Genomic DNA, 25735 nt, shown 5'->3' on the forward strand with positions numbered 1-25735 from the left:
GCGAGTCCCGGAACCGGGGAGGCCTCAGCGGCGGCGGACCAGCGGGAACGGCAGCGTCTCGCGGATCGTCAGACCGGTGAGGAACATGACCAGCCGGTCGACGCCGATGCCGAGCCCGCCGGTGGGCGGCATCGCGTATTCGAGGGCGTCGAGGAAGTCCTCGTCGAGCTCCATCGCCTCGGGGTCCCCGCCGGCGGCGAGCAGCGACTGGGCGGTCAGCCGGCGCCGCTGTTCGACGGGGTCGGTCAGTTCGGAGTAGGCGGTGCCGAGTTCGGTGCCGAAGGCGACCAGGTCCCAGCGTTCGGCGAGCCGCGGGTCGGTGCGGTGCTGCCGGGTGAGCGGGGAGACTTCGGTCGGGAAGTCCTTGTAGAAGGTGGGCAGCTGGGTCCGCTCCTCCACCAGTCGCTCGTACATCTCGAGGACGACGTCCGCGGGCCCGTCGTCGGGGGTGTACGGCACACCGGTCCGGTCACAGTGCCGGTGCAGCCGCAGCAGCTCGGTGCCGGGGCCGATCTCCTCCCCCAGCGCCTCGGAGACGGCCCCGTACACGGTCTTGACCGGCCAGCTGCCCGAGATGTCGTACTCCCGCCCGTCCTTGCGGGCCACCGGGGAGCCGAAGGCGGCGGTCGCGGCGCCCTGGACCAGTTCGCGGGCGAGGTCGAGCATCACGTCGTAGTCGGCGTACGCCTGGTAGGCCTCCAGCATCGTGAACTCGGGGTTGTGCTTGTAGGAGACTCCCTCGTTGCGGAAGGTGCGGCCGAGTTCGAAGACCTTCTCCAGGCCGCCGACGCACAGCCGCTTCAGATACAGCTCGGGGGCGATACGCAGATGGAGGTCGAGGTCGTAGGCGTTGATGTGGGTGGTGAAGGGGCGGGCGTTGGCGCCGCCGTGGATCTGCTGGAGCATCGGGGTCTCGACCTCCAGGTAGCCGCGGTCGAGGAGGCCCTGGCGCAGCGCCTGTACGGCGGTGGAGCGGGCGCGCACGACGGCGCGGGCGGCGGGGCTGGTGGCGAGGTCGAGGTAGCGGCGGCGGAGCTTGGCCTCGGGGTCGGCGAGGCCCCGGTGTTTGTCGGGCAGGGGGCGCAGGCACTTGGCGGTGAGCTGCCAGTCGGTGACGAAGACCGTGGGCTCGCCCTTGTCGCTGTGCCCGGCCCGGCCGGTGGCGGTGATCTGGTCGCCGATGTCGGTGTCGGCGGTGAAGCGGGCCAGAGCGGGGCCCGACCGGGTCCGGGTGAGGGCGAGTTGGCGGTCGCCCGACCAGTCGCGGAGTGTCACGAAGAGTATGCCCCCGAAGTCCCGGACCAGCATGATCCGCCCGGCGACGGTGACCGTCTCGCCGTCGCGGACGTCGGCGAGGGCACGGGTGGGCCGTACGGTCGCCACCGGGTAGGGGTCGACGCCCTTCGCGCGCAGCCGGTCCAGCTTCCGGCGCCGGACGCGCAACTGGTCCGGCAGGCCCGTCTCCGGTGCGCCGGGCCCGGCCTCGTCCCCTCCGTCGAGACCGGGCACCAGCGAAGACTGCGGCGCCTCGACGAGCCGCGGTCCGGTCTTCGGGTGCCCCTTTCCCCAGAGTTTGCGCAAGGACGGTACGGAGACGAAGCCTTCGGCGATTCCGGAGGCGAGGCCGATACGGGCCAGGGAGGCGGTCTCGCCGTAGCAGATGAACCGCGGGTACCACTCCGGGTGGTACTTGGCGTTGGAGCGGTACAGCGCTTCCAGTTGCCACCAGCGGGAGAGGAACAGCAGCAGCCCGCGCCACAGGCGCAGCACCGGTCCGGCGCCGATGCGGGCGCCCTCCTCGAAGACCGAGCGGAAGACGGCGAAGTTCAACGAGACGCGACGGACGCCCAGTTTGGGGGCGGCCGCGCACAGGTCGGCGACCATGAACTCCATCACCCCGTTGGGGGCGGCGCGGTCACGGCGCATCAGGTCGAGGGAGACGCCGTCGCCGCCCCAGGGCACGAAGGAGAGCAGGGCGAGCAGCCGGCCGTCCTCGGCGAGCGCCTCCACCAGCAGGCAGTCGCCGTCGGCGGGGTCGCCGAGCCGGTCCAGGGCCATGGAGAAGCCGCGCTCGGTCTCGGTGTCCCGCCAGGCGTCGGCCTTGTCGACGACCTCCTCCATCTCCGCCTCGGTGAGGGTGGCGTGGCGGCGCACACGGGTGGTGGCGCCGGTGCGCCGGACCCGGTTGACGGCCTGCCGGGTGACCCGCATCTCGCGGCCGCCGAGGTCGAAGCCGGCGACGGGCAGGATCGCCTCGTCGCCGAGTTGCAGGGCGCCGAGTCCGGCGCGGACGTAGGCCTTGGCGCCGTCCTCGGAGGCGCCCATCACCGCGGGCACCCAGGCGTGCCGGCGGGCCACGTCCAGCCAGGCGGCGACGGCGTGCGGCCAGGCCTCCGGGTCGCCGACGGGGTCGCCGCTGGCCAGGCAGACACCGGCCTCGACGCGGTAGGTGACGGCGGCCTTGCCGCTGGGTGAGAAGACCACGGCCTTGTCGCGCCGGGTGGCGAAGTAGCCGAGGGAGTCCCGGTCGCCGTAGGCCTTGAGGAGGGCTCGGATGCGGGCCTCCTCGTCGCCGTGCAGGGCCGCTTCCAGGCGCTGTGAACGGAACAGGGTGGCGGCGGCGTTGAGCAGGGCGAGGGCGCCGAAGAGGCCGAGGAGGAAGGCGACGAATCGGGGCGGGCGGCCGCCGTAGCTGCCGCCGGGGACCAGGCCGCCGCAGACCCGGTCGGCCGCCCAGGCCAGGTGCTGGCCGTGCGGGAGCGAGCCGGGGAAGAGCGAGACCAGGCCCCAGCCGGCCATGATCGCCACGAGGAGACCGACGAGGAGTACGGCGAGGGCACGGCGTACGGCGGCCCGGCGGGAGGCGGCGTAGAACTCCCGTCTCCCCACGATCAGCAGGGTCAGGGCGAGTCCGCACACCAGCAGTGAGCTGAAGGAGTACCAGTCGAAGGCGAAGACGACCGTCAGGACGTCCGCCAGCACCGGCAGCCCGAGGTAGATCACCACCAGCCACCAGGCGACCTTCTTGCGGGCGGCGGTGGCGCCGCCGAGCAGGAACAGGAAGACGGCGTAGGCCAGATTCGGGCTGACGGGCACCACGACGGCGTTGAGGAAGTGCACGACCGGACGGAGCAGCGCGCGGAGCGGGGCGATGAAGGAGAGCAGGGCGCACAGCAGGGCGAGGGCGCCGAAGAAGGTCCCGAAGGCCTCCGGCACCCAGGTCAGCCGCCCGCCCCCGGGCGGGCGCGGCGGGCCCGCGGTCTCCTTCCCCGGCGCGGGCTCCACGGCGGCACTCATGTTCCGACTGTAGGAAGCACCCGCCCGCCTCGCCCGTCGAGCACCCCGAGACCGACAACACCCCCACGCCCGCCGATCGCCTTCAAGCCGGCCGGACCCGACTCGTCCATCGATCACCCCGAAGCCGAGCGGACCCGGCCCGTCCGTCGGCCAGCCCACGGCCAACAAGAGCCGACCCGCCCCTCCACCGGCCCGCGGCCGACAAATCCTCGCTCGCCCATCGACCTGCCCGAGGCGAACAAGACTTCGCTCGCCCATCCACTGGCCCCACGCCGACAACACCCCACACGCCCATCGACCAGCCCGCGGCCAACCGGAGGCGACGCGTCCGTCGATCAGCCCCGGGCACCTGGGGGGCCTGCGGTTTCCGATAGCCTCGGACCGTGGCGGAACAACACCAGTTCGAGCGGGGCACGGACGGGCCCAAGGTCATCGTGGTCGGTGTCGACGGCTCTGACTCCTCGTGGCGCGCGGCTTCCTACGCCGGTGGGCTGGCCCGGCGGCAGCACGCGCTGCTCGCCGTCGTGTACGTGCAGCCGGTCCTGGCGGCCGGGGCGGCGCTCGGGGCGCCGGTGGCGGAGACGACCGACGAGATCGCGGAGGAACTGGTCGCCCAGGTCAGGGAGGCGACCGAGCGGCTCAAGGGGATATTCGAGGTGCGCTGGGAGTTCCACACCTTCCGCGGTGACCCCTATACCGGCCTGGTGAAGGCGGCCGACGAACTGAAGGCGGACGCGGTGGTGGTGGGCGCCTCCGAGCAGGCCGGCCACCGGTTCATCGGCTCGGTGGCGATCCGTCTGGTGAAGGCGGGACGGTGGCCGGTGACGGTCGTACCGTAGCCGTCTTCCGGGGCTCCCCGAGCAGGAGCACCGGGGTCGCCAGGAGCAGGACACCGGCCACGGCGATGGCGGTGCGCGGGCCGGTGAGGCTCGCCAGCAGGCCCCATAGTGCGGTGAGCGCGGCCGTGGTGGCCTTGCCGGTGATCGACCAGGCGGACAGGGTGCGGGCGACCCGGTCGTTCGGGGTGCACTCCAGGCGACGGGTGGCGTACACCGGGCTGTAGACGGCCGAGCAGGTGATCACCCCGAACTCCAGGACCATCACCAGCAGCAGTCCGGGGAGCCCTGGCCGGACGAAGGCCAGCCCGAGGGGCCAGACGGTGCGCAGGGTGGCCGCGCTGCGCAGTACCCGCCGCTGCCCGTACCGGGTGGCCAGCGGGCGGGCCGTCCGGGAGCCGAGGAGGCCGCCCAGGCAGGGCACGGCGAAGGCGAGGCCGTACTGCCAGGGGGCGAAGCCCAGCGGGCCGAGCATGAGGACGGCCAGCGGCGGTGCGGCGACCATGATCAGGGCGTTGGCCGCGAGGTTGTTGAAGAACAGCGGCCGCAGCTCCGGGCTGCCGAGGATGTGCCGCCAGCCGTCGAGCAGGTCGGCTGCGCGCAGGCGCTCCGTGCGGGTGTGCTCCGGCCGGGTCTCACCGCCGCCGACGGCCCGGATGCCGAGCGCCGACAGCAGAAAGCTGACGGCGTTCGCCACGACGGTGGTGACCGGGCCGAACACGCCGATCGCCGCGCCGCCGAGCGGCGGTCCGAGGACCAGCGCGGTCCAGTTCGAGGACTCGAAGCGAGCGTTCGCGGTGAGCAGCCGGTCGGCGGGCACGAGGCTCTTCAGAAAGGCGCCGGAGGCCGCGTTGAAGGTGATGTCGGCCGCCGCGACGAGCACCGACACCAGCAGCAGCTGGCCGAGGCCGAGCCCGCCGAGCGCGTAGGCGGCGGGGACGGTGAGCAGAGCGGCGAACCGGACCAGGTCCATCGCCATCATCACCGGCCGCTTGCGCCGGAACTCCACCCACGGACCGAGTGGCACGGCCACCACCGCGCCCACGGCGGGCCCGGTCGCGGCGAGCAGCGCCACTTGGGCGGAGTCGGCGTGCAGCGCGATGACCGCGATCACCGAGAACGCGTCGAAGGCCAGACAGGTGCCCAGGGCACTCACCGAGTACGCGGCCCACAGCCACCCGAACCGCCGCCCCATGCACAACCTCCCGTTGACCCGGGACATGAAAACGCGCAGGTGGCCGCCGAATCAAACAACTCACGGGGCATCCGTCACAACCTGCGGTTGTACGGTGGGGACGTGGACCTCAGAGCCGTACGCACCTTCGTCGCCGTCGCCGACTCGGGGCAGTTCCAGGAGGCCGCCGCCGTGCTGGCGGTCACCCAGCAGGCCGTCTCCAAGCGGATCGCCGCGCTGGAGAAGGAGCTGGGGGTGCGGCTGTTCACCCGTACCGCCCGGGGTGCCGACCTGACCGTCGACGGCCGGACCTTCCTTCCGCACGCCCGCGAGCTGCTGCTGGCCGAGGAGCGCGCGACCGCCTCCGTACGATCCGGGCGGCGGCCTCTGCGGGTCGATGTGATCGGGTCGCGGCTCGCCCCGGCGACGCTGCTGCGCGGCTTCCACGAGGCGCACCCGGAGATCGCGCTGGATGTCGTCACGCTCTTCGACGTGGACTCGGCGCTCACCGCCCTGCGCTCCGGTGCGATCGACGCGTCCTTCCGTGCCGTCGCCATGCCCGGCCGGCCGCTGCCCAGGGGCGTCGAGGCGGCCCGGGTGCTCGACGAGCCGGTCCAGCTGCTCACCGGCCCGGGGCACGCCCTGGCCGGCCGTCGCTCGGTCTCGCCCGGGGAGCTGGCCGGGCACCGGATCTGGATGCCGGGCATCGTGGACGGCACCGAGTGGGCCGCGTACTACGCCTCACTCGCCGCCGAGTTCGACCTCACCATCGACTCCTCGGGCCCCAACTTCACCGGGGCGGTGCAGGAGGCGGTCGCCGGCTCCGACACGCTGGCGACCCTCGTCAGTGAGCAGACCCGGCTGGTGTGGCCGGAAGGTCACGATCTGCGCCGTATCCCGCTGCTCGACCCGACCCCCGTCTACCCGCACTCGCTGGTGTGGACCACCGCCAACCCGCACCCGGCGCTGATCGCCCTGCGCGGCCATCTCGCCGGCACCCGGCCGCCCCGCCCCGCGCCCCGGACCTGGGTGCCCGGCTGGGCCGAGAGCGTGCGTGGCGTCTTCCGTCCGTGAGGCCCCTGAGCCATCATGATCCGCCGTCAGCCGTTCGCGATCGGCGAAGAGGTGAGGCACATGGCGAAGCTCCGTGTGGGTGAAGGAATTCTCCGCCGCAAACCCATCGAGCACATCGAGGAGACCGAGGCCGGCGAGGGTGCCCGGCTCGACAGATCGCTCGGGCTGTGGCAGCTGACCGCGATCGGTGTGGGCGGCATCATCGGCGCGGGCATCTTCACCCTCGCCGGTACGGTCGCCAACGGCACGGCCGGTCCCGCCGTCCTGATCTCCTTTCTCATCGCCGGTCTGGCGAGCGCCTGCGCCGCGCTGTCGTACGCCGAGTTCGCCGGGCTGATCCCGAAGGCTGGGTCGGCGTACACCTACGGCTACGCGGTGCTCGGCGAGTTCGCGGGCTGGTTCATCGGCTGGGACCTGCTTTTGGAGTACACGGCGATCGTGGCGGTGGTCGCGATCGGCATCTCCGGGTACTTCGGCTTCCTGGTCGCGGAGATGGGCGCGGAACTGCCGCGGTGGATGCTGGGCGCGCCCGGCACCGGCGCCGGCCACCGGGTCGACCTGTTCGCCGCCGTGCTCTGCCTGCTGATCGCCTATCTGCTCAACCTCGGCATCCGCAGCGCGGCCCGGTTCGAGACGGTCGTGGTGGTGCTCAAGGTGCTGGTGGTGCTGCTGGTGATCGGTGTCGGTGTGTTCCACATCAACTCGGCGAACTACCACCCCTTCTTCCCCTTCGGCGTCAGCGGGGCGTTCACGGGTGCGGCCACGGTGTTCTTCGCGGTCTTCGGGTACGACGCGATGTCGACGGCGGCCGAGGAGTCGAAGGACGCGCAGCGGCACATGCCGAAAGCGATCATCTACTCGCTGGCGATCTCCATGGTGCTGTACGTGGCGGCCTGTCTGGTCCTGACCGGCATGCAGAACTACAAGGACATCGACCCGGAGAGCGGCTTCTCGACGGCGTTCAAGTCGGTGGGGCTGAACGGGCTCGCGGATGTGATCGCGGTGGGCGCGATCATCGGCATCCTCACGGTGATGTTCACGTTCATGCTGGGTGTGACCCGTGTGTGGTTCTCCATGTCCCGGGACGGGCTGCTGCCCGGCTGGTTCGCGAGGACGCACCCGACGCGGCACGTGCCGACGCGGGTGACCTGGATCGTCGGTGTGGCCTCGGCGCTCCTCGCCGGGTTCGTGCCGATCGGCGAGGCGGCCGAACTCACCAACATCGGCATCCTGCTGGCGTTCGTGGTGGTGTGCACGGCGGTGATCGTGCTCCGCTACCGGCAGCCGGAGCTGCCGCGCACCTTCCGTACGCCATGGATGCCGTTCGTGCCGGCGCTGGGTGTCGTCTTCTCGATCTGGCTGATCACGTTCCTGGCGTGGCAGACCTGGGTGCGGTTCGCGGTCTGGTTCGTGATCGGGTGCGTGATCTACTTCGGCTACTCGTACAAGAGGTCACGGCTGGCCGGGCGTTAGTCGGAGCGAGCGCAGGAACCCGAGCAGGAGGTCGTTGAAGACGTCCGGCCGTTCCAGGTTCGGATAGTGGTCGGTGCCTTCGACGATCTCGGCGCGGCCGTCGGGGACCTCGCGGGCGAGGCGTTCGGCGGCGGCGAGCAGATCGGCGGGTTCCAGGCCGCCGTTGATCGTGAGGACCGGGACGTCGATCTTCGGCACCCGGGGCCAGGAGTCGGTCACCCGCACATGCCGGTCCGTCTCGCCCGGCGCGTGCTTGGAGAGGGTGTGGCGGGCCATCTCCCGGAGCCGGCGCGGGATCTGTGGGTCGAGGGCGTCGGGTTCACGGTGTTCGCCCGTCGCGACCCGTACGAAGGCGTCGAGCCAGCCCTCGATGTCACCGGCGCCCAGGGCGCGGGCGTACTCGGCCTGGAGTGCCTGGTGCCAGGGGTCCGTGTACCGGAAGTCGCCGGTGACGGCGCCACAGGTGACCACGGCACGGACCAGTTCCGGGTGTTCCAGCACGGTGTCGGTGGCGATCACCCCGCCCATCGACACACCGACCAGGACCGCGGGCCCGGCGTCGAGTTGGCGCAGCAGTTCGGCGAGGTCGTCGGCCCAGCGGAACGGCTTGCTCGCGTTGGCGGAGGACCCGTGACCGCGCACGTCCGGGGCGATCACCCGGTACTCGGCGGCGAGGGCCGGGATCTGGCCGGCCCAGAAGCGGTGGTCGACGTATCCGGAGTGGAGCAGGACCACCGGGTCGCCGGAGCCGGTGTCGAGGTAGGCGAGGTCGCCGTCGGAGGACGGGAAGAAGCGGACGTCCGCAGCACCATTCATGACAACCAAGGTGTCACTTTCCCGAGACTTTGACAACTGGGTTGTCATGACGACTTTGACATCCGAGGTGTCACCACGGCCCGGTGCATGATGGCCGGGTGAACGACATCGACAAGCCCCTCGCCCCCGACGAGCTGGCCGAGCGCATCACCGAGGTGTACGACCTCATCGGCCCGCTCTACCGGCGTGCCTTCCGCAAGCTCGAGCAGGGCGAGCAGATGGAGGGGGCCTCCGTCGGCGTGCGCTCCGTCCTGGATCTGCTGCGCCGGTTCGAGCCCATGACGGTGCCCCAGATGGGCCGGATCATGGCGCTGAGTCGGCAGTTCGTGCAGCGCACGGTGAACGACGCGGTGGCGCACGGCTGGGCCGAGGTCATCCCCAACCCGGCGCACCAGCGCTCCTCCCTGATCCGGCTCACGGCCGAGGGCCGCGCCACGATCACCGCTGTCCTCGCCCGCGAGCACGCCCTGAACCGGCAGGTCGGCGGCGATCTGACCGACGCCGAGATCACGGCGTGCGTGCGAGTGCTGAAGCAACTGCTGCGGACGCTCGACCACGTCGACGTGGAGTGACCGCCGCTACTCCCCCATCACCAGCCCGTCCTTGGCGGCCCCACGGCTGAGCACGACGTCCCGGATGCTGTCGCGTACGGCGGTGAAGTCGGCGCCCTGGTCGATGGCCGCGTTGAGGTCGACGACCCGGCCGGCGTCGAGGTCGTACAGCTGGGGGATGAACTCGGCCTTGGCCACCTCCCAGCGGCCGCCGGGGCGCGTGGGCGGGGTGAAGGTGAAGCGGGCGAGGGTGGACTGGTTGCCGCGCGGGTCCTGGTGGCCCTGGCGGTTGTACAGCTCGCCGGCGAGCTGGTCGCCGAGGCTGTAGACCACCCAGGTGCCGTTGACCTTCTCGTACGCCTGCGGGATGTGGGCGTGGGTGCCGAGGATCAGGTCGATGTCGGGGCGGCCGCCGGTCCGTGCGGCGGTGAGCCGCTTGGCGAGGGTGAGCTGCTGCTGGTCGGGGGCGTCCTGCCCGTCGGTGCCCCAGTGCACGGAGACGACGACCACGGCGGCTCCCGCCTGCCGGGCGGCGCGGGCGTCGGCGAGGATGCGGTTCTCGTCGAGGAGGTTGACCGCCCAGGGTTGCCCGGGCGGCAGGGTGTTGCCGTTGACGTCGAAGGTGTAGGAGAGGTGGGCGACTCTGGTGCGGCCCGCGTTGAGCAGAGTGACGGTGGCCGCCTCGGCCTGGGTGCGGGCGGTGCCGGCGTGCCGCAGGCCCGCCCGGTCCAGGGTGTCGAGGGTGCGCTTGACGCCGTCGGCGCCGCCGTCGAGGGCGCGGTCGGAGGCGGTGGAACAGCCGTCGTAACCGATGGCGGCCAGGCCCTCGGCGAGCTGTGGCGGGGACGTGACACCGGGAGAGCCGGACTGCCCGTCGGCCACGGTCGCCAGGTGGCAGAGGGCCAGATCGGCGTGGGAGACGACGGGTTCGACGCCGGCGAGCATCGGGCGGAAGTCGTGGCCGTTGCCGCCCGCGTCGAGGTTCGCGTGGTCGATCGCGGACCTCTGCGGCATGACGTCGCCGGAGGCGACGAGGGTGAAGCCACCGCCGGGAGCGGGCACGGCGGGTGCCGGCTGGCCGGGCGGGGCGGCGTTCTCCTGCCGTACGTGGTTCTGGCAGGCGGCTGCGGTGGCGAGCAGGGCGGTCAGGGCCAGTGCCGCCTGGCGTCTGCGATTGATCATCAGGAGCACCCCAGAGTCGCAAGCCTTGTCCGATATACAGATCAATGGGTACGAAGCCGGGCCGGGCCGCAAACAACTCAGGCGCCCCGATTGACCCATCCGGGTCGGGTAAGGGGGGTGACGGACCGTTCGTCGCACCGTTCGCCGACGCGATCGACCGTCCGCCGCAGATCCCTGTGCGTCCCCTGTCCCCGGGGCCGGCCCTGCGATGCCATACGGCCATGACGGCCGGAACCACTCTTCCCGACGGGACGACGACCGCCGAGCACGAGCTCGCCGCACTCCAGCGCGAGCACGGCCGCCCGCTCTTCGCGCTGCTGCTGCGGCTCAGCGACGGCGACCGGCAACGGGCCGAGGACCTCGTGCAGGAGACCCTCGTACGCGCCTGGCAGCATCCCGAGGCCCTGCGCGCCGACCACTTCGACTCCGTACTGCCCTGGCTGCTGACGGTCGGCCGGCGGCTCGCCATCGACGCGCGCCGGGCCCGGCAGGCGCGGCCGCCCGAGGTGCACGACGCCGTCCTGGAGAACACCCGGGCCATCGGCGACCACGCCGAACGCGCCGCCGCGGCGCTCGACGTGCGGGAGGCTGTGAAGACTCTCACCCCGGAGCACCGTGAAGTTCTGGTGCTGGTGTATTTCCAAGGGGCGAGTGTTGCGGAAGCCGCCGAGACCCTCCGGATTCCACCCGGTACCGTGAAGTCGCGGGCGTACTACGCGCTGCGCGCCCTGCGCCGGGTTCTGCCCGGTTATGCACCCGACCTGCGATGAAACCGTAAGCCAGGTCAAACCTCGGTAAAGCGCCTTGCTGAGGACCATGTTTGAGCAATCAGCTGTCTTCATCCGTGTTCCGCACCGGGAGAGGGACGGACCCGGGGTCGGGGCCACGCGCGCGCACCGGAGGAAGGCAGGACGGGATGCTGCACAGAGGTCAAGAGAGCACGGACGGGGCCGGAAGCGGGGAACTGGCGGTCCCGATGGCCTGGTTGTACGCCGAGTACATCGCCGACGAACTGCTGCGCACCGGCGATCTCATGCCGCCGACGTCCTTCGAGTTCCGGGCCGGCCGGGACGCGCTGGCGCTGACGATCTTCCTCTCCGACACGGACGGCGAACTGTCGGGCATCCGGGTCGTGTCCCAGTTGGAGAACTGGCTTTCGCTGACGGCATACGACCAGCCGTGGCAGGAGTGGGTAAGGGAACGTATGGCCGGGCTGGCCGCCGAGGCGGTCGCGTCTGTCGGGCCGTCACCGGACCTGGATCTGGCCACGGCGGCCTGGCGCTGGCTGGAGGAGACCGAGCTGCTCGCACCCGACCTGGACGCGGTGCCGGGCGGCGGTTCGGTGTTCGGCGAGGATGACGGACCGAAGGTGTGGACCCCCGCCTGGCGGCTCGGTCTGCCCCTCGGGCATCTCGCCATCCATCTTTTTTGAATCGGCACCAATCCGCGGGCCCGGCCGCTCCGAATCCGTTGATTACGATTCTGTACGCGCCTTGAGTGAAACAGCGGCCGACTGCGTACGGGTGGGAGCAAGGAGCAATGAGTAACCCCACCCGCACCCATCGGCACGAGGATTCGGCATGAGGTCCCTGGAAAGGCATCGCGACGTCGGCGCGTACGCGCTCGGCGTGCTGGACGAGGCGGATGCCTTCCGCTTCGAGGACCACCTCATGGAGTGCCCGCGCTGCGCGGCACACGTGACCGAATTCGGCCCCACCGCACGGCAGTTGATGCTGTACCGCAGGGCCACACCGCGCTTTGTGCACCCCATGGCCCAGCCGGGTCCACGGCTGCTGGACCGGCTGCTCGCCGAGGTCGCGAGCCGGCACCGGGCCAAGCGCCGCAGGCTGCTGTACGGCCTAGCCGCCTCGGTGGTGTTCGCGGTCGTCGGCCCCGGCATCGTGACGTACGCCGGTCATGACGCCCCGCCGGCCGTGCAGGTCACCGCGGCCACCGACGCGCAGTCGGGTGTGTGGGCGCAGGTGAAGTCGGCGGACACGGACTCGGGCAGCACCATCGAGCTGCAGGTGAAGGACGCCGACGGGCCGCGCTCCTGCCGGCTGGTCGCCGTCGGCCGGGACGGCTCCGAGCAGATCGTGACCACCTGGGCCGAGCGGGACCACGACGACCGGGTGTCCACCATGGCGGGCGGCTCCTCGATGCACCCCGACCAGATCGAGCGCTACGAGGTGCGCGACGCCGACGGGCAGCGCCTGGTGACCCTGGACCCCAAGTGACCGCCGGCTACTTGAGCAGCCGGGACATCCGACGGTCCGCGAGCGGCTTGCCGCCCGTCTGGCAGGTCGGGCAGTACTGCAGCGAGGAGTCGCTGAAGGAGACCTCGCGGATGGTGTCGCCGCAGACCGGGCAGGGCTCGCCGGTCCGGCCGTGGACACGCAGCCCGCTCTTCTTCTCCGTCTTGAGCCGGCCCGCCGCCAGGCCGTGGGAGCGCTCCACCGCCTCGGTGAGGGTGGTGCGCAGCGCCTCGTACAGCCCGTGGACCTCCTCGGGAGTCAGGGACGCGGCCAGCTTGAACGGGGACATCTTCGCCGCGTGCAGGATCTCGTCGCTGTAGGCGTTGCCCACCCCGGCGATCAGGCTCTGGTCGCGCAGGGCGCCCTTGAGCTGCCGTCGCTCGTCCTTGAGCAGGCCGGCGAGGCGGGCCTCGTCGAAGTCGGCGGCGAGCGGGTCCGGGCCGAGCCGCGCGATGCCGGGTACCTCCCGCGGGTCCCGGACGATGTACACGGCGAGCTTCTTCTGGGTGCCGGCCTCGGTGAGGTCGAAGCCCGCGCCGGTCTCCAGGGCCACCCGCAGGGCGAGGGGACCCTTCCCGGGCCGGGGCGGGCCGTCCGGCAGCCGGTCCTTCCACTGGAGCCAGCCCGCGCGGGCCAGGTGGGTGATGAAGCGCAGGCCGCCGTCACCCTCGAGGTCCAGGAACTTGCCGTGCCGGTGCACGGCGACGACCTCGCTGCCCTCGAAGGCGCCGACGGGAGGGTCGTACGTCTTCAGGACGCTGATGGCGACCGGCAGGACGCGCACGACGTCGTGGCCGACCAGGTTGTCGGTCAGGAACTCCTTGAGCGCTTCGACCTCGGGCAGTTCGGGCATGCGTCCAGGGTGCCACCCGTGGCCTCCGGGGTCAGGCGGGCTCCGGCATGCGGAACTCGCACCACACCGCCTTGCCGCCGCCGCGTGCCTCCACGCCCCACCCGTCGGCGATCTCGTCGACGAGCAGCAGGCCCCGCCCGGACACCCCGTCCTGCCCCGCCTCGCGCCGCCGCGGCAGGGCGCTGGAGGAGTCCTCGACCTCGACGCGGAGCCGGCGGTCGCCGCCGCCGAGGACCCTGAGGGTGACGATCGCGGAGCCCTCGGTATGCATCAGCGCGTTGGTGATCAGTTCGTCGGCGACCAGCTCGATCTCGTCGGCGCGGTCCTCGGCGCCCCAGGCCCGGACGGCGGCGCGGATCATGTGCCGGGCCAGGCTGAGCGCCTCGGGGTCGCCGGAGGCCACATGCTGCTGGAGGCGGCCGACGGCCTGCGTGCTGTCCGGGCCTCGTCGGCGCAGCAGGAGCAGGGCCACGTCGTCGTCGCCGCCTCGCGCCTCGGCGAGCTCGATCAGCCTGTCGGCCAGGCGCCGCACGTCCTCCGGCCCCTCCGTGACCTGTTCGGTCAGGGCCCGCATACCGTCCCCGAGGTCGGTGCCGGGCTGCTCCACGAGTCCGTCGGTGCACAGCAGCAGCGTCTCGCCGGGGCCGAGCTCCAGGGTGGTCACCGGGTATTCGAGGCTCTTGAACTCGGCGGACAGGCCGAGCGGCAGGCCGCCCTCGACGGCGAACCGGCGGCAGCTTCCGTCGGCACCGCGGATCAGCGGGTCGATGTGCCCGGCCCGGACCACCTGGACGACGCCGGTGGACAGGTCGGCCTCGGCGTACAGGCAGGTGGCGAAGCGGTCGGTGTCGAGTTCGTCCAGGAAGACGGAGGCACGGGCCATCACGGTGGCCGGGGCGTGGCCCTCTGCGGCGTAGGCGCGCAGCACGATACGCAGCTGGCCCATGACGGCCGCCGCGTGCGTGTCATGTCCCTGAACATCCCCGATGACCGCTCCGACCCGGCCGCCGGGCAGCGGGATCAGGTCGTACCAGTCGCCGCCGATGTCCCGGCCCAGGGCGCCGCCGGCGCTCGCGGAGCGGTAGCGGACGGCGACGTCGGCGCCGCGCACGCTGGGGATGGTGCGCGGCAGCATCGCCTGCTGGAGGCCCTGGGCCAGGTCCTTCTCCTGCTCGTAGAGCATGGCCCGCTGCAGGCTCTGCGCGATGCTGCCGCCGAGGGCGACGAGGACGGCGCGTTCCTCGGTGGAGAAGCCGAGGCGGTCGTTGTAGAGCAGGCCCATGGCGCCGATCGGCCGGGCCTGGGCGATGAGGGGGAGGTAGGCGGCCGAGGTGATGTGCAGGCCGGTGATGTGCGGCCACAGTATCGGGTAGCCCTCGGCGAACTCCTCCGGTGACTCGATGAAGCGCGGGCTGAGGGTGCGCACCACCTCGCCCATCGGATAGGGCTCGTCTATCCGGGTGATCCCGGTGCCGGGCACGAAGCTGCCGGCCGGCCCCTCGGCGACCAGCCGGATCCGGCCGGCCTCGACCAGTCCCATCACCAGGCTGGTCGCGCCCAGGTTGGGGATGCCCTGGGTGTCCTTGAGGGCGTCGATGACGTCCTGGACGCTGCGGGCGTGCGCGAGAGCCATGGTGACCACCTGGACGACGCCGGACTGGTGGCGAAGTGCCTGGTCCTGGGCGGCCCGCAGGCTGCGCGCCTCGCTGTCCTCCAGCTCCTGGGTGGCGTCCCGGACCACACCGACGACCCGGCGCGGTCGGCCCGTCTCGTCCCGCCGGATGTAGCCCTGGGTGTGGGTCCAGCGTGGTGTGCCGTCGCGGCGGCGGATGCGGAAGTACGCCCCGTAGTTCTCGCTGCCGTCCTTGATGGCCTGGGCCATCACCGCGTCCAGCCGGCTGGCCTCCGGCGGAGGCACCCGGACGGCAAGGCTCTCGGGACGCCCGTCGTACTCCTCGGGGAGCAGGTCGAACACCTCGTACGCTTCGGCGTCCATGTGGAACAGGCCGGCATCCAGGTCCCAGTCGAAGGTGCCCATGCGGTTGAGCGCCAGGATCGGGTGGTCCGGGTGGGCGGGCCAGTCGTCCGGGAGTGACGGAGCACTCGCTCCCCGATCAGCCATGGGGCCACCTTGCCAGGGGAACCCCTCCCGGGCAATTCCTCCTATATTGCCCATTTCACTCGCTCGGGTTACTCGACCGGAGGGACGCGGTACACAGGGTGACAGGCCCTTTCCCATACCGGGGCCGCAGACCGGAGAGAGGCAGGGGCGCACGGCCGTGGACTGGTTCACCGCACCCGGGTACTGGTTGAGCCGGCTGGTCTTCCAGCGGGCGCTGGCCGGTGTGTATCTCGTCGCGTTCCTGGTGGCGGCGCTCCAGTTCCGGGCCCTGCTGGGCGAGCGCGGGATGCTGCCGATCCCGAGGTTCGTCGCCCAGGTCCCCTTCAGGCGGGCGCCGAGCCTCTTCCACTGGCACTACTCGGACCGCTTCTTCGCGGCCTGCGCCTGGGCGGGCTGCGCGGTGTCGGTGGCGCTGCTGGCGGGGCTGGACTCCTGGCTTCCCCTGTGGGCCGGGATGGTGCTGTGGCTGATCCCCTGGGCGCTGTACCTCTCGATCGTCAACGTCGGCCAGACCTGGTACGCGTTCGGCTGGGAGTCCCTGCTCCTGGAGGTCGGCTTCCTCGCGGTCTTCCTCGGCAACGACGAGGTGGCCCCGCCGGTCGTCGTCCTCTTCCTGCTGCGCTGGATCCTGTTCCGGGTGGAGTTCGGGGCGGGCCTGATCAAGATGCGCGGGGACGCCTGCTGGCGCAAGCTGACCTGCCTCTACTACCACCACGAGACCCAGCCGATGCCGGGCCCGCTGAGCTGGTTCTTCCACCACCTGCCGAAGCCGGTGCACAAGGCGGAGGTGGCCGCGAACCACTTCACCCAGCTCGTGGTCCCGGTCCTGCTGTTCACTCCCCAGCCGATCGCGACGGCGGCCGCGTCGCTGATGATCCTCACCCAGCTGTGGCTGGTGCTCTCCGGCAACTTCTCCTGGCTGAACTGGATCACCATCGTGCTGGCCCTGTCGGCGCTGCAGCTGCCGACCGGCCACACCTCCGCAGCCCCCGCCCCGCTCTGGTACGAGATCGTCGTCCTCGCCGTGACCGCGCTGCTGCTCTTCCTGAGCTACCGCCCGGTGGTGAACATGGTCTCCCGCCGCCAGGTCATGAACCGCTCCTTCGACCCGCTCCACCTGGTCAACACCTACGGCGCGTTCGGCAGCGTCAGCCGGGTGCGGTACGAGGTGGTGGTCGAGGGCACGCTGGACGAGGCGCCGCGCGAGGACTCCGACTGGCGGGAGTACGAGTTCAAGGGCAAGCCGGGCGATCCACGGTACTGGCCACGCCAGTTCGCGCCGTATCACCTCCGCCTGGACTGGCTGATGTGGTTCGCCGCCCTCTCCCCCGCGTACGCCGGCGACTGGTTCGGAGGCCTGGTGGAGCGCCTCCTGGAGAACGACCGCGACACCCTACGACTGCTGCGCCGCTCCCCCTTCCCACCGGACCGGCCCCCGCGCTTCGTCCGCGCCCGTCTCTTCCGCTACCGCTTCACCAGTTGGCGGGAGCTGCGGGAGACGGGGGCGTGCTGGGAGCGGACGTATGTGCGGGAGTTCATGCCGCCGACGCGGCTGGAGAGCGCGGCTCAGCGGCGGTAGACGCTGCCGGCGGGGGCGGCTCAGAGGTCGTAGACGCGGGTGGCGGTGGTCTCGAAGACCCGGGTTCGTTCGTCAGGACCGATCAACTGGGTTGCCGTGTCGAAGACTTCGCCGTACGTCCCGGCCAGGACGCACACCGGCCAGTCCGAGCCGAACATCAGACGGTCAGGGCCGAAGGCGTCCAGGACCGTCTCGGCGTACGGGCGGAGGTCGTCGACCGTCCAGGAGGCGGGGTCGGCCTCCGTGACCATGCCGGAGAGTTTGCAGACGGTGTTGGGCCGGGCGGCGAGGGTGCGTACCGCGGTGGCCCAGGGGTCGAGGGCTCCTGATGCGATGGGGGGTTTGCCCAAGTGGTCGAGCACAAAAGTGAGTTCGGGGTGGGACTCGGCTGCCTTGACGGCGGCCGGAAGCTGGTGGGCCTGTACGACCAGGTCGTAGACGAGGCCCGCGGCGGCGATCGCGGCCAGGCCCCGGTGGACGTCCGGGCGCAGCAGCCACTCCGGGTCAGGTTCGCCCTGGACCTGGTGGCGGATGCCTTTCAGGTAGGCGCCGCCGGGGAGTTCGCGGAGGCGGGCGAGTTCGTCGGCGATCGCCGGATTGGTCAGGTCGGTCCAGCCGACGACTCCGGCGATCAGGTCGTGGGTGTCGGCGAGAGCCAGGAACTCGGGGGTCTCCTCCGGGACGGTGATCGTCTGGACGAGGACCGTGCGGGTGACGCCGGCCGCCCGTGCCTCGGGTTCGAGGTCCTCGACGGTGAAGTTCCTTCTGAGTGGCTCGAGTTCGGGGCCGGTGATCCAGTCCTGGTCCCGTACCGAGAGGTCCCAGACGTGGTGGTGGGCGTCGACGGTCATGGCAGCTCGCGGGGCGACTCTCATGACGGCTCCTCTGTCGGGAGCGGGGTGTCCGCGGGCAGGAGTGCGCTGTCGCGCAGTTCCTGCCAGAAGGCGGCGGGGACCGGGGTGGCGAACTGCGCTGCCCCGTCGGCGATCTCGGCCGCCGAGCGGGCGCCGACCAGCACGCTCGCCACGGCCGGGTGGGCGGCGCAGAAGGCGAGGGCGGCCGCGCGGAGGGTGGTGCCGTGCTGTTCGGCAAGCGCCTTGAGGCGCAGTGCGCGGGCGAGCAACTCGTTGGAGACCTGGGCGTAGTTGTAGGTGGCGTCCGGCTTCGGGTCCGCCAGCAGACCGGAGTTGAAGGCCCCGCCGATCACCACCGACGTACCACGCTCCTCGGCGGCCGGAAGCAGATCGGCCAGGGCGCTCTGGTCGAGGAGGGTGTAGCGGCCGGCGCACAGCACCACGTCGACGTCGGTGTCTCGGACGAACCGGGTGAGCATGGTCGTCTGGTTCATGCCGGCGCCGATCGCGCCCACGACCCCCTCGGAGCGGAGCTTCTCCAGGGCCGGATAGCCCTCGCGGAAGGCCTGTTCGGCGTGGTCGTCGGGGTCGTGGAGGTAGACGGCGTCGACCCGGTCGAGGCCGAGCCGCTCCAGGCTGGCCTCCAGGGTGCGGCGGATGCCGTCGGCGGTGAAGTCCCAGACCCTGCGGTAGGTGTCGGGCACGGCGAAGCCGTTGGCGAGGTCGTCGCTGTCCCCGGGACCCGGCTCCAGGCGGCGGCCCACCTTGGTGGACAGGGTGTAGGTCTCCCGGTCGTACTCCCGCAGCGCCTCGCCCAGCCGCCGTTCGGACAGGCCGAGGCCGTAGTGCGGGGCGGTGTCGAAGTAGCGGATGCCCTGCTGCCAGGCGGCGGTGATCGTGTCGTGCGCCTGCCGCTCGGGGACTTCGGTGTAGAGGTTGCCGATCACCGCGGCGCCGAGACCCAGGGGGCTGACCCGGACACCGCTTCGGCCGAGGGCGTTCACTGGCCCGCCGGGCGCAGCCGCAGGCCCTGCATGCCGCCGTCGACCGCAAGGGAGGTGCCGGTGGTGGCGCCCGAAAGGGGGCTCGCCAGGTAGGCGATGGCACCCGCGACTTCGGCGGCGGAGACCAGGCGGCCGGTGGGCTGGCGGGCCTCCAGGGCGGCGCGTTCGGCGGCCGGGTCGGGAGCCTTGCCGAGGAGGCGGCCGATCCACGGGGTGTCCGCCGTACCGGGGTTGACGCAGTTGACGCGGACGCCCTCGCGGAGGTGGTCGGCGGCCATGGCCAGGGTGAGGGAGTGGACGGCGCCCTTGGTGGCGCTGTACAGGGCGCGTTGGGGCAGGCCCGCGGTGGCGGCGATGGAGCAGGTGTTGACGATCGCGGCGTGGTCCGAGCGGCGCAGGTGCGGGAGGGCGGCGCGGGCGGTGCGGACCATGCCGAGGACGTTGACGTCGAAGACGCGGCGCCATTCGTCGTCGTCGTTGTCCTCGACCGTGCCCTGGGCGCCGATGCCCGCGTTGTTGACCAGGACGTCGAGGCCGCCGAGGGCTGCCGCCGCGCTCTCCACGGCCGTACGCACGGAGTCGTCGTCGGTGACGTCGGCCTGGAAGCCGAGCAGCGGCTTCTCGACGGAGGACGGGTCGAGGTCGAGGACGGCTACCTGGGCGCCGCGCTCGGCGAGGAGTTCGGCGGTGGCCCTGCCGATCCCGGAGGCGCCACCGGTGACCAGTGCCTTCATGCCCTCGAAGTCGGTCATGCCGCCTGTCCCTTCTGCTTCTGTGCCTGCGTCTGTGTCTGCGTCTGTGCGTCGGCGGCCCAGAAGGTGCCGCCCGGATAGGTGTACTCCGCGATGGACTCCGGTCGCATGGCGGCCGAGAAGCCCGGTGCGGTGGGTGCCGTGTAGTGACCCTCCCTGATCACCACCGGGTCGCGGAAGTGGTCGTGCAGATGGTCGACGTACTCGATGACCCGGTCGTCGGTGGTGCCGGCGACCCCGAGGTAGTCGAACATCGAGAGGTGCTGGACGAGTTCGCACAGCCCGACCCCGCCCGCGTGCGGGCAGACGGGGACGCCGAACTTGGCGGCCAGCAGCAGGATGGCGAGGTTCTCGTTGACGCCGGCGACCCGGGCCGCGTCGATCTGGACGATGTCGAGGGCACCGGCCTGGAGCAGCTGCTTGAAGACGATCCGGTTCTGCACGTGTTCGCCGGTGGCGACCTTCACCGGGGTCACCGCCCGGCGGACGGCCGCGTGGCCGAGGATGTCGTCGGGGCTGGTGGGCTCCTCGATCCAGTACGGGTCGAACTCGGCGAGGGCCTTGGTCCAGCGGATCGCCTCGTCCACGTTCCAGCGCTGGTTGGCGTCGATGGCCATACGGATGTCCGGGCCGACGACCGAGCGGGCGACCCGGCAGCGCCGGATGTCGTCCTCCAGGTCGGCGCCGACCTTCAGCTTGATCTGCTGGAAGCCGTCGGCGACCGCCTGGGCGGCGAGCCGGGTGAGCTTCTCGTCGTCGTAGCCGAGCCAGCCGGCGGAGGTGGTGTAGGCGGGGAAGCCGCGCTCCAGCAGCCGGGCCCGGCGCTCGTCGGCGCCTTCGCGGGCGCGCCGGAGGATGCCGAGGGCCTCCTCTGGGGTGAGGGCGTCGGTGAGGTATCGGAAGTCGATCTGGCGGACGATCCACTCCGGTTCGGCGTCGGCGAGCAGCTGCCAGAGCGGCTTGCCGGCCCGGCGCGCGGCGAGGTCCCACACGGCGTTGATCACCGCGCCGATCGCCATGTGCATCACGCCCTTCTCGGGGCCGAGCCAGCGCAGCTGGCTGTCACCGATCAGGACCTGGAAGAGGGTTCCGGGGTCGTCGCAGATCTCGTCGACCGGGCGGCCGAGCACATGGTTCCGCAGCGCGTCGATCGCGGCGACCTGGACGTCGTTGCCCCGCCCGATGGTGAAAGTGAACCCGTGCCCCTCGTGCCCGTCGGCCGCGTCGGTGCGCAGCACGACATAGGCCGCCGAGTAGTCGGGGTCCGGGTTCATCGCGTCGGAGCCGTCGAGCTCGCGCGAGGTGGGGAAGCGGATGTCGTAGGTGTCGACCGCGGTGACGCGAGCGGAGGGTCCGGGGCTCGGGGACACGGATTGCCTTTCCGTCAGGGGGAGTTCGGGACGCCGGTCGATCAGTCCTGCGCCCGTCCCGTGGTGACACGGGCGATCATGAGGGCCACGAGGATGATGCCGCCGTAGATGGCCTGGATCCAGAACGACGGGACCTGCGCCAGGGTGAGCAGGTTCTGTACGACACCCAGAAGGAGTACGCCGGTCAGGGCGCCGAACATGGTGCCCTTGCCGCCGTCCAGGCTGATGCCGCCGATCACGGCCGCCGCCATCACCGTGAAGATCATGTTGTTGCCCTGGTTGGCACTGATCGCACCGACATAGCCGGTCTGCATGATTCCGCCGACCGAGGCGAGGACACCGGCGACGACGGACACCCCGAGCACCACCCGGTCGACGCGGATACCGGCCGCGCGGGCCGCCTCCGCGTTGCCGCCGATCGCGTACAGGGCGCGGCCGACCCGGTGGTACTTGAGGATCAGCCCGGCCACACCGAAGGCGACCGCGGCCAGCCACACCGACAGCGGGACGCGCAGGAAGGTGGAGGTGGCCAGGGAGAAGAACGCGTCGGGCATGCCGAACAGCGTCTTGCCCTTGGTGGCGCCGACGAGCAGCCCGCGCAGGACGATCAGCATGGCGAGGGTGACGATGAAGGCGTTGAGCTTGAACTTCACCACCAGAACGCCGTTGAAGGCGCCGATGACCCCGCCCACGACGAGGACGGCGAACAGGGCGAGCCCGGCCGGCCACCCGGTGCCCCAGCCGGACTCCGCGGAGGGCAGCACCAGCAGGGCGCCGACGGCGGGCGCGATACCGACCACCGACTCCAGGGACAGGTCGATCTTGCCGGTGATCAGCACCAGCGACTCGGCGAGGACCACCATCGCCAGGGCCGCCGAGGCGCCCAGGATGGAGATCAGGTTCCGCTCGGTGAGGAACGAGTCGTTGACGATCGCACCGAGCACAAGGAGCACCAACAGCGCTGGTACGAGCGCGAGTTCACGGACCCTGCGGAGCAGCACGTTCTTGGCGGCACGGGCGTCCGGGACGCGCACGGGGCCGGCGGTCGAGGCCGACGGGGCCTTCGTGTCAGCCATGGTCCACTCCTTCGGCCGTGGAGTCAGCTCCTGAGGGCATGGAGTCCACTCCTTCTATGGAGGCGATCAGCTCGTGGTCGCGCCAGCCCGCCGGGTGCTCGGCGACGACACGGCCGTGGAAGAGGACGAGTACACGGTCGCAACGGCGCAGGTCGTCGAGTTCGTCGGAGACGACCAGTACGGCGGTGCCGTCCTCGCGGGCGTTGTCCATTCGGGCGAGCAGCGACTCCTTCGACTTCACGTCGACGCCCGCGGTGGGGTTGATGAGCACGAGCAGCCGGGGGTCCGAGGCGAGGGCGCGGGCCATGACGACCTTCTGGGCGTTGCCGCCGGACAGGTCGGAGACGGGCTGCTCGGGCCCCTCGGCGTGGATGTCCAGACGCTCGATCAGCTCGTCGGCGAAACGGCGCTTGCGGTCGCCGGCGACGAATCCGAAGCGGCCGAGCCGGTCGAGGACGCTCATGGTGGCGTTGTCGCCGATGCTCATGCCGAAGACCAGCCCCTGCCCGTGCCGGTCGCGCGGCACACAGCCGACACCGGCTTTCAGGGCGGCTTTCACGTCGCCGAACGGCAGCGGCTCGCCCTCGAGTCGGGCGGCTCCCCCGGTCGGTGTGTACAGCCCGGCGAAGGACTCCGCCAGCTCGATCTTGCCGCTGCCGCTGGATCCGGCGATCCCGACGACCTCGCCCCGGCGCACGGTGAGGTCGATGTCCTGGTACGACGGTGAGGTCAGCCCCCGCACGTCCAGCACGACCGGGGACTCGTCCGCCACCGCCTCGCGGCTGTGGTCCTGCTCGGCGATCGACTCCCCCGCCATGGCCTCCACCAGCGCCCGGCGCGGGAGTTCGGCGACCGGCGCGGTGGTGATCCAGCGGGCGTCACGGAGCACGGTGACGGTCTGACAGACCTCGTAGACCTCCTGGAGGTGGTGCGAGATGAACAGGAAGGTCACGCCCGAGTCCTGGAGCGCCCGCATCCGGCTGAACAGCCGCTCGATCTCCCGGTTGTCGAGCTGGGCGGTCGGCTCGTCGAGCACGATGAACCGGGCGCCGAAGCTCAACGCCCTGGCGATCTCGACCATCTGGCGGTCCTCGACCTTGAGGTCGGCGGTACGCGCCTCGGGGTCGACATGGACGTCCCAGGTGTCGAGCAGGGCGGCGGCCTCGCTCCGCAGCCGCCGCCAGCTGATGAAACCCCGGTGCAGTGGCTGCCGGTTGATGAAGAGGTTCTCGGCGACCGTCAACTCCGGTACGACGGTGGGTTTCTGGTACACGCAGGCGACCTTGCTCCGCCAGCCGTCCCGGTCGGCGAGCGGGGGCGCGGGTTCGCCGTCGAAGCGGACGACGCCCTCGTCCGGGGCCTGGAGGCCGGTGAGGACGTTGACCAGGGTGGACTTTCCGGCGCCGTTGCGGCCGACGAGGGCGTGGGACTCGCCGGGCCAGACGGTGAGCCGGCCCTCGGCGAGGGCCATGGTGGGGCCGTACCGCTTGACGATGTCCCGGGCCTCAACAAGTGGCGTGCTCATTTGACCGTGTTGCCCCACAGCTTCGGGTCGTCCACGTTGTCCTTGGTGACGAGCGGCGCGGGGAGCTGGTCCTCCAGGATGCCACTGGGCAGCTTGACGATCGTGGAGTCGTGGTCGGTCGGACCCGGCTTGAACGTCTTCCCCTCCATCGCCGCCTTGATGTAGTACATCCCGTACTTGGCGTAGGCGTCGGCGGGCTGGGAGACGGTCGCGTCGATCTCGCCCTTGCGGATGGCGTCGAACTCCTGCGGGATGCCGTCGTTGGAGACGATCGCTATGTGCCCGCTCTGGCCGGCCGTCTTGAGCATGCCCTTGGACTTCAGGGTCTGCAGGGTCGGCGCGAGATAGACGCCGCCGGCCTGCATGTAGATGCCCTTGATGTCGGGGTTGGCGTTGAGGAGCGTGTCCAGCTTGGACGCGGCCGTGTCGGACTCCCACTTGGCGGGGATCTCCAGGACCTTGAGCTTCGGGTACTTCTTCTTCACACAGTCCCGGAACGCCTCGGACCGGTCCCGGCCGTTGACCGAGGCCAGGTCGCCCATGATCTGCACGACCTTGCCGCTGGTCACGTGCTGGCCGAGATAGTCGCAGGCCTTGGTGCCGTAGGCGACGTTGTCGGCGCGCACCACCATGGCGACCTTGCCCTTGTCGGGCGCCACGTCCACGGCGACGACCGGTACACCCTTGCGGTCGGCCTGGTCGAGACCCGCCTCGATGGCCGCGCTGTCCAGCGGGGCGACGACCAGCCCCTTCACACCCTGGTTCAGCTCGTTGTTGATGTCGGTGATCTGCTGCGAGGGGTCGCTGTTGGAGTTGACCGTCTTCAGCGCCTCGACGCCTTGCGACTTCGCCATCTTGGGTACGTAGTCGTTGTACGACTGCCAGAACGGCGAGGTCAGCAGGGGCAGGATCACCCCGACCCTGCCGGTGCCGCCGCCACCGGCGCTGCCGCTACCGGTGTCCTTGGTACTGCCGCATGCGGCGAGCACGAGCGAGGCGCCGACGGCCACGGCCGTCGCGCCGATGATCCGGGACCTGTTCCGCTTCCGCAGTGTTCTGCCGGGCATCTGGCAGCTCCTCATCGAGCGTGTTCGAGCAGATGCCCGCATACTTATCAGACCACTCGGCGCCTTCAACACCCTGCTGACGCGTTTTTTCCGTGAAACGAGCCGTAGTGGTCCGACCACATCGCTGGTTAGACTGCGGCGCACCGGCGACAGGAGGAGCGGTGTGGACGAGACAGCCCCGCAGAAGGGCACGGTGACGCAGCGCGCCATCGAGCGCATCAAGGCGATGATCGGGGAGGGCCGCCTGGAGCCGGGCCAACGGCTGCCGACGGAACGGGATCTCGCCGCGCAGCTGGGCATGTCCCGCAGCTCCATGCGCGAGGCGATCCGCGCGCTGACGGTCCTCGGCGTCCTGGAGGCCCGGCACGGCTCCGGCATCTACGTCACCCAGCTGGAGGCGGGTGACCTGCTGGAGACCTTCGGTGTGGTCGCCGATCTGTCACGCGGGCCGCAGCTGGTGGAGTTGCTGGAGGTGCGGCGGGTCCTGGAGTCGACGGCGACGGCGCTGGCCGCCGCGCGGATCACGGCCGATCAGCTGGCCGAGGTGGAGAAGCACCTCACGGCGATGAACGCGACGGATGACCCCGAGGAGATCCTCGCGCATGACCTCGCTTTCCATCGGGTGATCGCGGGTGCGGCGGGGAACGACACGATGGCCGCGATTCTGGAGGGGTTGTCGTCGCGGACCTTCCGGGCTCGGGTGTGGCGGGGGTATCAGGAGGAGGACGCGTTCGCACATACCCGGCGGGAGCATGCCGCGATTCACCGGGCCCTCGTCGCCCGTGATCCGGAGGCGGCGAGGGCTGCGGCGGCGGCGCATGTGGGTGAGGTGGAGGAGTGGCTGCGGGCGCAGCTGGACGTGGGTAGGGGTTGAG

At 71.1% G+C, this 25735-nt stretch carries 22 protein-coding genes; 9 read left to right on the forward strand and 13 right to left on the reverse strand.

The window, feature by feature from the left end; all coding sequences use genetic code 11:
• Window positions 1-24 precede the first annotated feature (24 nt).
• Window positions 25-3297: a bifunctional lysylphosphatidylglycerol synthetase/lysine--tRNA ligase LysX gene (gene lysX, locus ACZ7OO_RS06855; protein ID WP_471502180.1), complete on the reverse strand. Its 3273-nt coding sequence runs from the start codon at window positions 3295-3297 to the stop codon at window positions 25-27.
• Between the two features lie 383 nt (window positions 3298-3680).
• Here lysX and ACZ7OO_RS06860 point away from each other — a divergent pair, with 383 nt between their 5' ends.
• Complete coding sequence (locus ACZ7OO_RS06860; protein ID WP_471502182.1) at window positions 3681-4136, forward strand: universal stress protein; 456 nt, start codon at window positions 3681-3683, stop codon at window positions 4134-4136.
• Here ACZ7OO_RS06860 and ACZ7OO_RS06865 read toward each other — a convergent pair.
• Entirely contained in the window at window positions 4072-5328 is a 1257-nt protein-coding gene (locus ACZ7OO_RS06865) for an MFS transporter (RefSeq protein WP_471502184.1), read from the reverse strand. The two genes, ACZ7OO_RS06860 and ACZ7OO_RS06865, sit on opposite strands and share 65 nt — an antisense overlap.
• 102 nt (window positions 5329-5430) lie before the next feature.
• Here ACZ7OO_RS06865 and ACZ7OO_RS06870 point away from each other — a divergent pair, with 102 nt between their 5' ends.
• Window positions 5431-6381: a LysR family transcriptional regulator gene (locus ACZ7OO_RS06870; protein WP_471502186.1), complete on the forward strand. Its 951-nt coding sequence runs from the start codon at window positions 5431-5433 to the stop codon at window positions 6379-6381.
• Window positions 6382-6441: 60 nt separating this feature from the next.
• Window positions 6442-7854 (forward strand): amino acid permease, encoded by a 1413-nt coding sequence (locus tag ACZ7OO_RS06875; protein WP_471502188.1) that lies wholly within the window; start codon window positions 6442-6444, stop codon window positions 7852-7854.
• Here ACZ7OO_RS06875 and ACZ7OO_RS06880 read toward each other — a convergent pair.
• Complete coding sequence (locus tag ACZ7OO_RS06880) at window positions 7834-8670, reverse strand: alpha/beta fold hydrolase (protein WP_471502190.1); 837 nt, start codon at window positions 8668-8670, stop codon at window positions 7834-7836. The genes ACZ7OO_RS06875 and ACZ7OO_RS06880 overlap by 21 nt on opposite strands.
• 98 nt (window positions 8671-8768) lie before the next feature.
• On the opposite strand from ACZ7OO_RS06880, the gene ACZ7OO_RS06885 reads away from it, so the two are divergent.
• Window positions 8769-9242 carry a MarR family winged helix-turn-helix transcriptional regulator gene (locus tag ACZ7OO_RS06885; RefSeq protein WP_471502192.1) on the forward strand — a complete coding sequence of 158 codons (474 nt, stop codon included), beginning with the start codon at window positions 8769-8771 and terminating at the stop codon, window positions 9240-9242.
• Between the two features lie 6 nt (window positions 9243-9248).
• Here ACZ7OO_RS06885 and ACZ7OO_RS06890 read toward each other — a convergent pair whose 3' ends face one another.
• Window positions 9249-10403: a CapA family protein gene (locus ACZ7OO_RS06890; RefSeq protein WP_471502194.1), complete on the reverse strand. Its 1155-nt coding sequence runs from the start codon at window positions 10401-10403 to the stop codon at window positions 9249-9251.
• Between the two features lie 221 nt (window positions 10404-10624).
• Here ACZ7OO_RS06890 and ACZ7OO_RS06895 point away from each other — a divergent pair, with 221 nt between their 5' ends.
• From ACZ7OO_RS06895 to ACZ7OO_RS06905, 3 genes are all read left to right on the forward strand, one after another.
• Window positions 10625-11173, forward strand: coding sequence for a sigma-70 family RNA polymerase sigma factor (locus tag ACZ7OO_RS06895; protein ID WP_471502196.1), 549 nt, complete (start codon window positions 10625-10627; stop codon window positions 11171-11173).
• A gap of 146 nt (window positions 11174-11319) precedes the next feature.
• On the forward strand, window positions 11320-11835 hold the full coding sequence (locus tag ACZ7OO_RS06900; RefSeq protein ID WP_471502198.1) for a hypothetical protein: 516 nt from the start codon (window positions 11320-11322) through the stop codon (window positions 11833-11835).
• A 148-nt stretch (window positions 11836-11983) separates the two neighbouring features.
• Window positions 11984-12640, forward strand: a complete 657-nt coding sequence (locus tag ACZ7OO_RS06905) for a zf-HC2 domain-containing protein (protein WP_471502200.1) — start codon at window positions 11984-11986, stop codon at window positions 12638-12640.
• Window positions 12641-12647: 7 nt separating this feature from the next.
• On the opposite strand, the gene ACZ7OO_RS06910 is transcribed toward ACZ7OO_RS06905, so the two are convergent.
• Window positions 12648-13511 carry an Fpg/Nei family DNA glycosylase gene (locus ACZ7OO_RS06910; RefSeq protein ID WP_471502202.1) on the reverse strand — a complete coding sequence of 288 codons (864 nt, stop codon included), beginning with the start codon at window positions 13509-13511 and terminating at the stop codon, window positions 12648-12650.
• A 31-nt stretch (window positions 13512-13542) separates the two neighbouring features.
• Window positions 13543-15633, reverse strand: coding sequence for a SpoIIE family protein phosphatase (locus tag ACZ7OO_RS06915; protein ID WP_471502204.1), 2091 nt, complete (start codon window positions 15631-15633; stop codon window positions 13543-13545).
• A 157-nt stretch (window positions 15634-15790) separates the two neighbouring features.
• Here ACZ7OO_RS06915 and ACZ7OO_RS06920 point away from each other — a divergent pair, with 157 nt between their 5' ends.
• Window positions 15791-17212, forward strand: a complete 1422-nt coding sequence (locus ACZ7OO_RS06920; RefSeq protein ID WP_471502206.1) for a lipase maturation factor family protein — start codon at window positions 15791-15793, stop codon at window positions 17210-17212.
• A gap of 20 nt (window positions 17213-17232) precedes the next feature.
• On the opposite strand, the gene ACZ7OO_RS06925 is transcribed toward ACZ7OO_RS06920, so the two are convergent.
• From ACZ7OO_RS06925 to ACZ7OO_RS06955, 7 genes are read right to left on the reverse strand one after another with little or no spacing between them, the layout of a single operon-like run.
• Complete coding sequence (locus ACZ7OO_RS06925) at window positions 17233-18063, reverse strand: amidohydrolase family protein (protein WP_471502368.1); 831 nt, start codon at window positions 18061-18063, stop codon at window positions 17233-17235.
• Window positions 18064-18083: 20 nt separating this feature from the next.
• Complete coding sequence (locus tag ACZ7OO_RS06930) at window positions 18084-19070, reverse strand: aldo/keto reductase (RefSeq protein WP_471502208.1); 987 nt, start codon at window positions 19068-19070, stop codon at window positions 18084-18086.
• Complete coding sequence (locus tag ACZ7OO_RS06935; RefSeq protein ID WP_471502210.1) at window positions 19067-19822, reverse strand: SDR family NAD(P)-dependent oxidoreductase; 756 nt, start codon at window positions 19820-19822, stop codon at window positions 19067-19069. Before ACZ7OO_RS06935 ends, ACZ7OO_RS06930 begins: the two co-directional genes overlap by 4 nt.
• The gene (locus ACZ7OO_RS06940) at window positions 19819-21192 is read right to left on the reverse strand and encodes an L-fuconate dehydratase (RefSeq protein ID WP_471502212.1); all 1374 of its coding nucleotides are present in this window, start codon (window positions 21190-21192) and stop codon (window positions 19819-19821) included. The genes ACZ7OO_RS06935 and ACZ7OO_RS06940 overlap by 4 nt, the downstream gene beginning before the upstream one ends.
• Window positions 21193-21233: 41 nt before the next feature.
• A complete protein-coding gene (locus ACZ7OO_RS06945) occupies window positions 21234-22268 on the reverse strand; it encodes an ABC transporter permease (RefSeq protein WP_471502214.1) in 1035 nt (344 codons plus the stop codon).
• Window positions 22261-23793 carry a sugar ABC transporter ATP-binding protein gene (locus ACZ7OO_RS06950; RefSeq protein WP_471502216.1) on the reverse strand — a complete coding sequence of 511 codons (1533 nt, stop codon included), beginning with the start codon at window positions 23791-23793 and terminating at the stop codon, window positions 22261-22263. The genes ACZ7OO_RS06945 and ACZ7OO_RS06950 overlap by 8 nt, the downstream gene beginning before the upstream one ends.
• Complete coding sequence (locus ACZ7OO_RS06955) at window positions 23790-24860, reverse strand: sugar ABC transporter substrate-binding protein (RefSeq protein ID WP_471502218.1); 1071 nt, start codon at window positions 24858-24860, stop codon at window positions 23790-23792. Before ACZ7OO_RS06955 ends, ACZ7OO_RS06950 begins: the two co-directional genes overlap by 4 nt.
• 163 nt (window positions 24861-25023) lie before the next feature.
• On the opposite strand from ACZ7OO_RS06955, the gene ACZ7OO_RS06960 reads away from it, so the two are divergent.
• Window positions 25024-25734 (forward strand): FadR/GntR family transcriptional regulator, encoded by a 711-nt coding sequence (locus ACZ7OO_RS06960; RefSeq protein ID WP_471502220.1) that lies wholly within the window; start codon window positions 25024-25026, stop codon window positions 25732-25734.
• The last annotated feature ends 1 nt before the right edge of the window (window position 25735 follow it).

The organism is Streptomyces sp. NPDC111744 (assembly GCF_055634995.1).